Annotated in this window: 7 protein-coding genes and 1 pseudogene; 4 read left to right on the top strand and 4 right to left on the bottom strand. The window is 59.2% G+C overall.

What is annotated here, in order from left to right:
• Window positions 1–177: 177 nt before the first annotated feature.
• Entirely contained in the window at window positions 178–555 is a 378-nt protein-coding gene (locus ACSBOX_RS21395; protein WP_442546164.1) for a hypothetical protein, read from the top strand.
• Between the two features lie 866 nt (window positions 556–1,421).
• On the opposite strand, the gene ACSBOX_RS21390 is transcribed toward ACSBOX_RS21395, so the two are convergent.
• Entirely contained in the window at window positions 1,422–2,168 is a 747-nt protein-coding gene (locus ACSBOX_RS21390; protein ID WP_442546163.1) for a hypothetical protein, read from the bottom strand.
• 464 nt (window positions 2,169–2,632) lie between these two features.
• On the opposite strand from ACSBOX_RS21390, the gene ACSBOX_RS21385 reads away from it, so the two are divergent.
• The 3 genes and pseudogenes from ACSBOX_RS21385 to ACSBOX_RS21375 form a co-directional block, all read left to right on the top strand.
• Complete coding sequence (locus ACSBOX_RS21385) at window positions 2,633–3,868, top strand: hypothetical protein (protein WP_442546162.1); 1,236 nt, start codon at window positions 2,633–2,635, stop codon at window positions 3,866–3,868.
• 229 nt (window positions 3,869–4,097) lie between these two features.
• Window positions 4,098–4,679 (top strand): hypothetical protein, encoded by a 582-nt coding sequence (locus ACSBOX_RS21380; RefSeq protein ID WP_442546161.1) that lies wholly within the window; start codon window positions 4,098–4,100, stop codon window positions 4,677–4,679.
• 71 nt (window positions 4,680–4,750) lie between these two features.
• Window positions 4,751–5,179 (top strand): annotated as a pseudogene (locus ACSBOX_RS21375) (recombinase family protein); the annotation flags it as partial.
• Between the two features lie 1,318 nt (window positions 5,180–6,497).
• Here the strand turns inward: ACSBOX_RS21375 and ACSBOX_RS21370 are convergent.
• The 3 genes from ACSBOX_RS21370 to ACSBOX_RS21360 are packed head-to-tail and all read right to left on the bottom strand — an operon-like array spanning window position 6,498 to window position 12,184.
• Entirely contained in the window at window positions 6,498–9,530 is a 3,033-nt protein-coding gene (locus ACSBOX_RS21370; protein ID WP_442546160.1) for a type I restriction endonuclease subunit R, read from the bottom strand.
• Window positions 9,531–9,534: 4 nt separating this feature from the next.
• The gene (locus ACSBOX_RS21365; RefSeq protein ID WP_442546159.1) at window positions 9,535–10,707 is read right to left on the bottom strand and encodes a restriction endonuclease subunit S; all 1,173 of its coding nucleotides are present in this window, start codon (window positions 10,705–10,707) and stop codon (window positions 9,535–9,537) included.
• Complete coding sequence (locus ACSBOX_RS21360) at window positions 10,697–12,184, bottom strand: type I restriction-modification system subunit M (protein WP_442546158.1); 1,488 nt, start codon at window positions 12,182–12,184, stop codon at window positions 10,697–10,699. The genes ACSBOX_RS21365 and ACSBOX_RS21360 overlap by 11 nt, the downstream gene beginning before the upstream one ends.
• Window positions 12,185–12,371: the final 187 nt, after the last annotated feature.

Genomic DNA, 12,371 nt, shown 5'->3' with positions numbered 1-12,371 from the left:
GCAAACCCAGTCATCGGCGGTGTTCAGGTTAAAAGGACGAGGGTCTAGTCAATCTAAGGATCAGGGTCTAATGTGAGGCTCATCATATAGAGGGGGTATTTGAGGGGGTCTTATGGGTAGTATTAGTGTCCTGATAAGCCCCTCAAACTCTAGGATCGGTTAGGAAGGAGAACCATCATGCCGGTTGACACAATAACGGCCTCATACTATGAGACAGCTCAAATGGACATCCATTCCACAGCCAAAGAGCTCAACGAGGCTCTCGGCCCAACGCTGGTGGCCGTCCTTGCGGGCGTGCGTGACCGAAAACTCCCCTCAGCTTGGGCGCGTGGAGACGTGGTCCCACGGGACGCCTCAGTCACCAAACTGAAGACAGCCCTTCGAGTTTGGCGCGCTTTGAAACTAGAGCATGACGAGCACATCGCGCGGTCCTGGTTCATCGGGCTGAACCCACTTCTGGACGAAACCACCCCCATAGAGGCTCTGAACAAGGGGATGAACCGTCAGGTAATCGAGGCTGCACGGGCATTCCTGGACGACAACATTGGTTCGTGAATCGGGCCCGCTGTAACGTTGCTCCATGACTGCGGGGGAAACACTAGAGGAAGTTGCTGAGAGGCCGCGCATATGCGCGGCCTCCGGTCTTCAATTGTTCGCTGCCCGAGGCGAGCACACCTTCCGAGTAGCCCAAACGAAGTACGGGCCCATGAATCCTCAGCCGCGGCCAGAAGAGCGGCCCGGCGCAAACGTCGATGCCTGGCGCAGCTGGCAACGGTGGGATGTGCCAGGGCATCGAACAATCTACGCAGGTACCAGTAAGCGGCTCGCCTATGCCGAAGTCCTTGGTGCATTCAAACGACGTCTTGCAGACAACCCCGAGTCGGGCCTTGACCTTAGCAAGTACTTGGATGACATTCAGGATGCCGATAGCGGTTGGGCAGCTGTTGCTGCCGAGTGGGGCAACCAACTGCCTCCATACACTCTTCCGGCATCATGGCGGAACGACCGTATGATGTACAAAATCACAGTCCCCCGCGATGGGTGGTTCGTTGACATCACCACATTCCAAAGCATCACGGCTTTGGAAAAGACACTGGGCCCGCAACTCGTGCTGCTGGGAGTAACCGGCGTCGACCTATCATTGCTGTCAGGCGGCCGCCGAGACGTTACCTGCGAGATCTCCGAATGGGTCCACGCGCTAACACTTGACGACGGCGGCCGTCCTCATGGTGTCGTCTATCCAAGCCGGCACGGCGGAGAGCGCTGTTGGGCTACATGGCTACGACGAATTGATGACGGCCTTGAGCCGGTAACGGAGCCCAGTAGACCGGATTCCGGATCCCAGATACCTCGAAACGACCCGGACCTCTCATACGTGCTTCAGCGATTCGGGTTGAAGTGCTTCTGAAGTGGAAACTGATTCAGTAATCGTTTGGGCCGAACTCGTCCATCATCATGTTGTTGTAATGTCTGACCTGCCGGTCGTTCATTTCCTGGATAGTTACCTTGTCAATCCTGAGGTCGAGTTGGGTTAGCGGGAACGTCCACTTTTCTTGAACGATTCCCCAGGCATCGACGAGCTCTTGCGTTATGTCCTCCTTCTCTGGCGCTAAGTCTGCAAGAACTTGCCTTGCCCGGGCGCGGCAGTACTCCCAACGTGTCGATCCATCAAACGTTGCGCTCTTCCAGGCTTTAGCTGCGGCCCGTGCCCCGGCTTCAGTCAAAACGCCCGCTGTTTTCATTGCGAGCACCAGGCCTGTTAAACGCGCGGGAACGTAGAGCAGGTCCTGGTTGCCTCCAGTCCACTCGAACTGGCCCGGCTGGGATTCTTCGTAGTCCACGTATAGTGCGGTTTCCCGCCCGCGGAGGATTTCGTTGCGGAAGATCCAGTCCGCGTCGTTGGGGCCATCCAAGTAGTGGCTCGGGCGGAGGACTTTGACGTAGTTCAGGATCTCGGCGAAGTCGGCTGGATTTCCTTCATGGATATGGGCGTAGATGCCGCGGGCAAGGTGGCTGTAGAAGTAGTCGCAGCCGTTCCTGAATGCTTTTTGGGGGTGCATGCATCTGGCCAAGTCCAGCAGGATAAGGATCTTGGCGGCTTCTTCTGTGCAAATGACATCAAGTGCGGCGGCAGCCAAGACGTCGCCATTTTGCTCGAGTGCCGCCACGGATCGCGCCAAATGGGCGACGCGGTCTCCTAGTCGGTCCAGGCCCTCCCCGATGATCGGAAATCTGTCCTCGTTGCTGAGTCTTACAAGCTGGTCCAAGCGACGCGGAAGCATCATCGTTGGGTACCCGAGGCCTGCTCGGCGAGCTTGTTGGCGAACGAAGAGGGCCACGGGGCTGCCGGTGTCTCGGTCATAGTGCGATTCTCACACAGCCCATGACGGCATGCGGGTACGCGCGCGATGAAAGGGGTCTCCGAAGTACTCGCCGAAAATCGGGCGGATATGGGGTCTGAAGCTACAGGCTTACACGTTTAGCGGCCCTTCGGTGCAGCAAACAGACAGGCAACATTTGCCGGCATCGAACCCATGGTGCCTCCACCTCCCAAAGGGTCGATTTTGCAGGGCGAGTCAGTTCATCAGGAAGTCCCCGGGTTCCTGTCGTTGACATCAAGCAGAATAGGGGGATGGCAATTGACGTGAGCTCCGGCATTGGCTCCAAGTCTGCGCTGGAGAAGCGGACGAGTGATTCGGCAGTGCCCGTCGAGAAGAGCCCGCCAGCACAGAGCCGCCCTGTTGGGTCGGACCGCACTTGGTTCGATCCCAGCACCGTACTGGCCAACCTCGATGTCACCGCAGCTCTGGCCAAGTTCAACACCAGGACCGCCATGCTGGACAACCTCGACAAGCTCGTCGACCCAACCGCAGCTCTGGCCAAGTTCAACACCAGGACCGCCATGCTGGACAACCTCGACAAGCTCGTCGACCCAACCGCAGCTCTGGCCAAGTTCAACACCAGGACCGCCATGCTGGACAACCTCGACAAGCTCGTCGACCCAACCGCAGCTCTGGCCAAGTTCAACACCAGGACCGCCATGCTGGACAACCTCGACAAGCTCGTCGACCCAACCGCAGCTCTGGCCAAGTTCAACACCAGGACCGCCATGCTGGACAACCTCGACAAGCTCGTCGACCCAACCGCAGCTCTGGCCAAGTTCAACACCAGGACCGCCATGCTGGACAACCTCGACAAGCTCGTCGACCCAACCGCAGCTCTGGCCAAGTTCAACACCAGGACCGCCATGCTGGACAACCTCGACAAGCTCGTCGACCCAACCGCAGCTCTGGCCAAGTTCAACACCAGGACCGCCATGCTGGACAACCTCGACAAGCTCGTCGACCCAACCGCAGCTCTGGCCAAGTTCAACACCAGCACCGCCATGCTGGACAACCTCGATCTCAGTGCTGTCTTGGCGAACATCGCCAAGATTGACCCGCACGCGATCCTGGCCGATCTTGCGAAGAACCCAATGCTGGAAAGTCTGGCCCTCAGGGATGAGTTGGACGTCTTTTTTGCTGAGCTTCCAAGGGCGGAAAAGCTGCTGGACGAGGCATCGAATGCCTTAGGGCTCACGGTTCCGTTCGGCCACGACCACGCAGTGCGGACAGCGCTTCAGATACTTGTCATGACCGGCATCTTCTCTACGTTATTTGTCGCGTTCTTGGTGAATCCGGTTTTGGGTGCGGCTCTTTCGGCTCTGGGTACTCCGAATGCTGTGGTCACTTGGAAAGCCACAGGCAAAGCCTACGATCGGCTTTACAGCCGCGAAAATAACCATCCCGATAAAGCCTTGGAGAAGGTCCAACCAAGTTCAACGAACCAGCGCCACCGGCACGGCCGCGGGAATCGCGATTCATGGTGATGCGCCCGGCTGCCTGCACGGTCCCTTGAGGGGCAGCAGAGAGAGTCCTATTTGACTGTGTGGGATCGTGCGCCCATCACGCGCACCAGAACGCAGCGCCAAGGGCTAGAGTGCTCCAATGGGTCGCGAGGAACCAGACCCACGCAATTTCATTTCAATCTCACAAGCCCTCTGGCAGCAGCCGCGATAGCTTCCAAGACCGGACCGGAAAGCGATGGAGTCAACGCTCATGCTCATCAGCCATACTTTCAATTTGGAGACCGTTGGCGTCAACGAGGCCCGGATCTTCGAGCACATCGGAAGATTCACCGTTGAAGCAGCCCACATCGACCAAAGACTGTCAGTCCTGCTGGCATGGGCGACAGGCGCCGGCGACTGGAAGAAGGCGCAAAGCATCTTTGCAGACTTGACCGTCAGCACCAAGTTGAACTTGCTGAAGAAGGCCCTCCCGGAGGACTGGGGCGACAAGAACGCGTTGATGAACGCCGTCCAGAAGATCCAGAACTACCGCAACAATCTGGCCCACTCGACCGTCCACACATTGCTCAATGTTGATACCGGCGATGCGCAATACATCAAAAAACGCGAGTCCAAAGGGGGACAACGGGAGACCATTGACCTCGACGAGCTAAAGACCTGGGAACTACGGGCCTCCATGCTGCATGCGGCGTTGCTGGTGCTCACCAACTCGTTCCTGGTGACGCGCGAGATCCGCGAAGCGGAACTACGCACGCTGTGCTTTCAGGTCAGGCATGACCCCACGCCAGAAACCCTGGCGGCACTGGACTTCATTCTCCCGGCTCGGGGATAACTCGAAAGGGCCGTTACTGACCGCCTACTTCGCCATACTCCCGCCAAGCACCTGACACGACTAACGGTCGGATTACCGTCGCTCGCGACGGCGACACCGTCCTGGTGCACTCAATGGACCGCCTGGCCAGGAACCTCGAGGACCTGCGCGCCATCGTCCGCCGTCTGACCGACAAGAAGGTGCGGGTCCGGTTCGCGAAGGAGAACCTGAACTTCACTGGAGAGGACACCGCGATGGCGACGTTCCTGCTTTCCGTGATGGGCGCGTTCGCCGAGTTCGAACGGGCCCTCATCCGGGAACGACAACGTGAAGGGATCACCCTGGCCAAAAGGGCCGGCGTCTACAAAGGCAGGGGCAAAGCGCTGAACGCCCGGCAGGCGGCCGACCTGGTACGACGTGCCGCCACCGGCGAAGCGAAAGCCGCACTCGCCCGGGAATTCGGGGTCAGCCGCCAAACCGTCTACCAATACCTTCAACCAGGACCCAGCAGGATGCCATAGACGAATCGTGCAGGCGTGAACTGAGCAAATGGACGCATTGTGCAGACGAGTACGGAAATCCCGCCGCTCAGCAGTCCCCTGCACAACCCCTGAAAATCAGCTCACCCGTGCAAAAGACTTGGGCATGACACCCCGCCCACGAAACCAAACCTGGCGGCTCCCGACCCCTTCAAGAGGAACCGGGCCTAGTTTGCCCCTGACGACACTCTCAGGAGTACCGGGCCGTGGAAGTCCGCGACCGAGTGTCTGTGGACGACCTTGCCGACAATTACGAACATCTCGGCTGCGACCACGAGAATCTCTGCTGCCGTGCCCATAGGAGCCACGTCATGCCTTACTGCGGCTGCACGATGCGATAGTCAGGCCTTGCAGGTCGCGATGGCGTAAGCGCCTTGCGCCGAATTCTCGCTGACCTGAACGCCGTCGACGGTGATGCGGCATATTACGGTGCCCGAAGCTTTTTTTGTTCTGAGCTGAGATGTACAGGAAATGGCCGGAAGGAATTTTAAGGGTCAGCCCCTTGGTCCCTTCACTGGGGCTGCCCATAGGGACCGCTACGCTCTTCTGCGACGTACCCGTACCCGTCTCAATAGTTATGTCTGCGGCGGTAGTCGTGCCCTCAACCTCGTATAACACGGTGCTCATCGTGGTGGAGGAGCCGCCTGCAGAGCTGGAGCAGGATGTGAGAAGAACCAGAACAGCCAGTAATACAGTCACGCGAGGTAGTCCCTGCATGCTTCCCCCAAGATAGTTGTCTGTTCGGTGAGCATAACCCCGACTGTCAACGCCTGAAGGTGCCGCCGTGAAGTAAGAGATAACCCTCGCGTTCCGGGGTTCCTTGGCGGGGACGCGATGGTCCCGTTCCGCCCAGTACTAGGGCGTTCCCGTTCATTCAGGTGCGTGGCAAGAAGCTATTTTCTTTTGGCTTTCCCCGAACACGGCTGGACGACCGGACCAACCTGACCGGCGGTTAGCCAGGTCCAACGACTACTTGACCGATATAGAAGGGGCAGCTACAGAATTCGGACGTCAGAGTACGCTAAGACGCTTCTCGATACCCGAAGCCAAGGCCAACTGTTGAGAATCGGTTTCGAGGACCAGTTTTGAGAACCGCAAATCCGCTTGTTTCCGGGGTTTCGTATCGGGCGGTCTGAAGTTCTCGAAAATGAGGGTTTTCAAGAATCCTGGCACGCGAGCAAACGGAAAACGGAGCCGAAACAAACCCCAAATCCGCCCGATTTTCGGCGAGAACTACGGCGACCCCTGAAAGGTTCCTCAACCGTAGGTCTGTAGCCAATGCCTTGAACGAAGCCAGCGCTCAGTAGTTCTCAGCGACGTAGGCGTAGGCCCGGTCAAACAGTTCCCCTGCCGCGGGCAGTCCATACCGGACGAGGACTTTGCGGATTGCGATTCGGACGGCCTTGTCGCCTTCCTTGGTGTTGTTCCACCCGTCCCAGCGGACTTCTTTGACGATGGCGTCGATATCAGTGACGACTTTTCCGACGATAACGGGCACGTCCTGTGGTTTGTACTCCTCGAAAATCTGAGTGAGGGCACCGACGTTCGGGTCCGGGAGAAGGTCTAAGCCTTCGGCCCCTGCTTCGTCCTCTGCCTTTTCGGCGGCCGCCAGGTCGCGGGCCAGGTCTAGGAGATCCCGGAGGAAGTCCACGGAGTCGTGGGCTTTGGCCAGCTGGCGTTCCCGAAGCCGTTCCAGCCGTTCCGCCAGGGTTTTGTAGGCCGGGTGGGCGCCTTGGGTGCCTTCGAGGCGCTTGCGCAAACGGGTCGCGATATTGTCGATGACTTCTCCAGCGGTGGTGACCTGGGTGTCCCCTGTCCCGGCTGACGGGTCGATAACTCCGGCTTCGATAAGGCGTTTAATGGTGCCCTCGTCGGCGATGACAACGTCCACGCCGGTGTCACTGACGGTGACTTCACCGATGTGGCCGTGGACGAGCTCCAGGGTCTTGGCGCCGAGCCGGTGCCACAGCAGGTCCCTCGTGTCGTCCGCCGGCGCCACGGAGGCGTACACCTTGGACAGCCATTTGTAGTCATCCCGGTGGGCTTCCAGGCGCAGGTCAGGGTAAGCGGCCTCCCATATGCCCTGCAGCATTCCGTACTGGGCGGCGAAGCGTTCCATGGCCTTATCGTCGGGAATCCGGTCATGGGCAGCCTGCAGCGCCTCGAAACCGCTGGAGGTCCGGTCGATCCCGGCGAACCGGTCCAAGACGTTCGCGATCTCGAACTCAAACTGCCCCAGCAGTGAATCTGTCTCGATCTCCTTGCGTGCGTGTTCCGGGTTGGCCGGTGACATGGCCCTGGCGAATCCGTCTCCGAGTCCGACGTAGTCCACGATGAGCCCGTAGCGCTTCTCCTGGCCGGTGACTGGGTTCTTCCAGTTCCGGTTGGTCCGGGTGATCGTCTGGTACAGGGTGTGCAGCTTCATCGGCTTATCCAGGTACATGACACCCTCGATGGGAGCGTCAAAGCCGGTACCGAGCTTGGAAGTAACCACGATGAACTTCAGCTGGTCCCCGAGTTGGCGGAACCGGTTGAGTAGGGCTTCTTCTTTATCGTCGCTAAGGCGGAACACCTGCCAGTCGCTGTGGTCTTTTGGCTGCACCGACATCACGACAGCTGCTTCATCTTGTGTCGCGCCAGACCGCGCGCGGGCCAGCAGCTGCCGGGTCAGTTCCTGATGGTAGGCCACGCAAAGGCCGCGATCGTAGGCAACGACCTGGGCCTTCATACCCAGCGGGTCGATCGTGGAATAGAAGTGGTCGATGATGTCCGCGCAGACCTTCCGGACCCGTTCGGGGTTGGCAAAGAACGTGCGCGTGTCCGTTGCCTTGGCTGCGACGAACTCCTGTTCCTCCTCGGTCAAACCTTCCTCGGCGGCGAGCTCGTCGAAAGCCTTGTCCAAGTCAGCCTTGCGGATGTGGAAGTCGACCAGCCGGGGTGAGACGTGCATGGGCACAGTGGTACCGTCGGCAATGGATCGGTCTGAGTCGTAGGTGTTCATCGCATGGTTCGGGTCATCCGGGTCCCCGAAGAGTTCGTACGTGTTGCGGTCCTCATCGGCGATCGGGGTACCTGTGAAGCCGAAGAACCGAGCGTTAGGGAAAGCGGCCCGCAGGAACTTCCCCAGCTGGCCTTCCTGGGTCCGGTGCGCCTCATCAACAAGGACGATTATGTTCTCCCGGGTGTTCAACACACCGGCCTTCTTGAACTTGTGCACCGTGGTGAAGATGATGCCCCGGCGGTCCTCGGCCAGAATCCGACGCAGGTCCGCCGCGGTTTCCGGCGCCTCCAAGGACGGCATGCCGGCGCGGAGGAACTGGCGGTACATCTGAGTGACAAGCTGAATCCGGTCCGCGATCAGGATGATGGACGGATTCTTCAGCTTCGGCTCGTTGACGAGCTTCACCGCGGCAAAGAGCATGGCCAATGTCTTGCCTGAGCCCTGCGTGTGGTGAACCAACCCTTGCTTCTTGGTGCCGTGCAGGGCGCGGGTGTGGATGGCGCGCACTGCCTCCACCTGCGGGTAACGGGGCACGATCTTGTGAAGGCGGGGCAGGCCCGAGTGCTTGCCTCTCAGCTCGAACGCGGTGAAGTCAGCGATCACCGACATCACCGTGGCCGGGTTCAGCAGCAGCTCGACACTGCGTTTCACCCGCGGCCAGCCGGCCGGAAGAATTTCCTCCTCCGTGGAGCCCCATACGCCCCACGATTCGATGTCCTGCCCGACACCGCCATAGTGAAAGTCCTTCCCGTCGGTCGCGACCGAAAAGGCGTTGGGCACGAAGAACTCAGGCCAGCCGGGTTCGTAGATGGCGTGGATCTCGTGAGCAGCCTTCAACCACGTAATCCGAGCGTCCAGCCGAGTCTTGGTCTCTACAACCACCAGAGGAATGCCGTTCACCCAGAGGACCAGATCAAATCTGCAGGAATGTCCCGGAGTGCCGAACGTGACCTCGTCGGAGACGACCAAGATGTTGTTAGCGGGATTGACGAAGTCGATCAGCTGGACCGGGTCGAATGAGTCCCTGCCTTGAAACCTGCGGGTTTTCTGTCCACGGAGCCACTCCAGGAAATGCTGGTTGGTCGGGACCAGCCCATCGTCCCTGGCGGAGAGCATCAAACTTCTAAGAGGCATCAACAGCTCGGCAGCACGTTCCGGGACGTCAGCGATAGCGGGATTCAGGCGCGCGAAGGCGGTGCGCAAGTCAGCTTCTAGCAGGGCGTCCTCGGTGTGCCGATCCAACCGGTGGCCCGGAATATGCTTCCAACCTGCGGCCACCAATAAATCCAGGACCGGCTGCTGCACCGTGTTCGACTCGTTGAACCCCGCCATGCAACTACGCCCCCATTAGTTCGTCATAAGTCTCTGGAATTCTATGTGCACCAGACAGCAGGGAAGACAGCAATTCGGTGCGGAGGTTGCGCAAACGGCGCGTTACGTCATCTGTCGCCTGCACGGCATCGAGCAATGCCTCGCATGTGTCGATGAAGATGCGGCGCTCTTCCCCAATGGGGTACGGCAATTGAAGCTGACGAAGCCAGCCTATAGCGACGTTTCCGAGGCCTGTCGACCCACTTGCCGCATCCGAGATACTGCGCTGGATTCTGGGCGTTTCGAGAGCCCAGTAGAGCAGTGCCGCATCCGCTGGATCGACTGGCTCGATGATGATTTGGAATGCCGAAACAGCGAACCCACTTATGCCAGGCGAAGACCTGTAGACGTTGCCGATTCGGTTTCGATTTCCGTTAGTCCGGATCATGATTATCGACGACGGCGTTACCCTCATCGTGTTTGCCGGCACCCCTGTGACGTACTTTTGGCTGGTGAGATCCAACTCGCGACCCTGAGGAGTGTTCGTTATTCCCAGCACGGGTTCGCCTCCAGGCACAGCAGCCGAGGACTCGTCAGCTGCCTTCCATGAAGGCCCCGATCGCATCATGGCAAGCTCACCCAGCGTCTTGTCTTGTGAAAAATCGTAGGCCTCTAGGTACTCCCGAAGAAGTCGATTTGAGGCGGCGCATTGCTCGTCAGCGACTTCGATTGCTTCGTCCACTGCCCCGATCAGATCGACGATTCGTCGCTGTTCACCCAATCGCGGCAGACGCACAGGTACCTGTGCGAGTTCCCTTTGGGAGAGAGAAACATTAGCCGTTCCCTGCATTCTCGGAACAATGAGATCGTCCTTGAAATGTTGGAGGTAGATGTAGAGGAACCGGGTGCCGCACTCGGCGGGATTTTTCACTTCGCACGCGGTCACAATGTTGGCGACTGCAAACCGTCCGCTCGCATAGTGCACGCGCTTCAGTGACGCATGCCCGTGCCCAGTCGACGAAACCATTGGCACACAGACAGCTTCACCATCGAACTGAAATTCCGATGAGGAAAGTGGCTCCGGACCCGTAACGATCAGCGGATAGTCCCCCGGAAGCGTCTTCTGGGTCGGAGACGAGCCCCTGGTCAGCGAGCACAGTTCCCCCAGCAGGACCGTTTCCCATGACTCATATGACAAAGCCGGCCGCCTTCAGCTTGTCGGCCAAAACAACCTCAGCCGCAGCAAGCTGTTCCCGGCTTTCCTGGTAGGCGATGAGTGCTTCCTCAACGTTGACTTCGGCCAGGGTCTCGGTCCGGATGTACCGGCCGATATTCAGATCAAAGCCGTTTTCCTCGATCTCGTCTATGCCGACCAGGCGCAGGCTCAGGCCGCCTTCACCGTCGATGTCGTCGCCCTGTTTGTAGGCGGCGTCGATAATGTTGATGTCCTCTTCGGACATGGCGTTCTGGTTCTTGCCGGCGACGAACCGTTTGGACGCGTCGATGAACAGGACCTTGTTCTGGCGCTCTGCTGGCTTCGACTTGCGGAAGATGAGGAGGCAGACGGGGATTGAGGTCGAGTAGAAGAGGTTGTTGGGCAGTCCGATAACTGCTTCGAGCAAGTTCTTGCGGATCAGGCATTCACGGATGGCAGCTTCCTTACCGCTCCGGAACAGAACACCATGGGGCATGACGACCCCTACACGGCCGGAATCTTCCTTAATGGAGGCAACCATGTGCTGGATCCAAGCGTAGTCGCCGTTCTTGGCCGGCGGCACGCCACAAATGACGCGCCCATAAGCATCGTTGGCCCAACCTTCAGAGCCCCAGTTCTGCAGCGAGAACGGCGGGTTGGCGATGACGACGTCAAACTTCTGCAGGCCGTCGCCGTCCAGGAGCTTCGGTTCCCGAAACGTATCGCCACGGACGACTTTGAAGTCCTTGAGTCCGTGCAGGTACAGGTTCATCTTCGCAATAGCACTGGTCGTAAGGTTGATTTCCTGGCCGTGCAGGCGGAGCGTCCTTGGGTCTCCCCCGGTTTCCTTTACAGCAGTCACAGTCTCGACGAGCATGCCGCCGGATCCGCAGGCTGGGTCGGCGATGGTGTCGCCAGGCTTCGGATCCAGGATCTTCACCAGCAGGTGCACCACGTGGCGCGGGGTGAAGAACTCGCCGGCCTTCTTCCCGGACGCTTCGGCGAATTCCCGCAACAGGTACTCGTAGGCTGACCCGAGCATGTCGCCGTTGACGCTGTCCGGGTCCAGACGGACCGAGTGGAAGGAGTTCAGCAGCGCGGCCAAGGCGGACTGTGGGAGGCGTTCCTGATTGGCCCACTGGACATCACCAAAGACACCGGCCAGAGCATCCGGGTTGGCCTGCTGGATACGCTGGAGCGCGTTGTCCAGCTTCGCACCCGTCTGTTGGGCGGTTTCGATGACATCCGACCAGTGGCAGCCGTCCGGGATCACGAAGGTGTGGTAATCCGCCTCGATCTCGGCGGTCAGTGCGTCACCGAAGTCTTCCAAGGCTTGGGCGTGCTCGTGGTACCAGCTGTCACTGATCCACTTGAAGAACATCACAGGGAACACGTATGCCTTGAAATCGCCCGGGTCGACGGGACCGCGCAAAGCGTTGGCAGCCGCCCAAAGGGTCGACTCAAGCTGTTTTTGCGTCACGTGTCCTGGCTCAGTGGTCGAGAGCGTCAAGGTAAGTTCCGATCATCAATCTGGTGCCGACCCACAGTGTGGGACGGGTGGTCAGTGCTTGCCGGGAACCATGGCTTCCTACGGCAGACACCGCGCCATTTTATGCGCAGGTCTCTCCGATCTAGGGCCGACTTACGGGCTTCGGAGCAAAAGACCA

The sequence above is a fragment of the Arthrobacter sp. KN11-1C genome (genome assembly GCF_052180225.1).
Lineage (GTDB): Bacteria > Actinomycetota > Actinomycetes > Actinomycetales > Micrococcaceae > Arthrobacter.
The sequence above is the reverse complement of the archived record's forward strand: the minus strand, read 5'-3'. Positions and strand labels throughout refer to the sequence as shown.

Excerpts from the sequence above, each read along its gene's own strand:
- ACSBOX_RS21380 (WP_442546161.1), top strand. The coding sequence starts at position 4,098 with ATGCTCATCAGCCATACTTTCAATTTGGAGACCGTTGGCGTCAACGAG.
- ACSBOX_RS21395 (WP_442546164.1), top strand. The coding sequence starts at position 178 with ATGCCGGTTGACACAATAACGGCCTCATACTATGAGACAGCTCAAATG.
- ACSBOX_RS21385 (WP_442546162.1), top strand. The coding sequence starts at position 2,633 with ATGGCAATTGACGTGAGCTCCGGCATTGGCTCCAAGTCTGCGCTGGAG.
- ACSBOX_RS21370 (WP_442546160.1), bottom strand. The coding sequence starts at position 9,530 with ATGGCGGGGTTCAACGAGTCGAACACGGTGCAGCAGCCGGTCCTGGAT.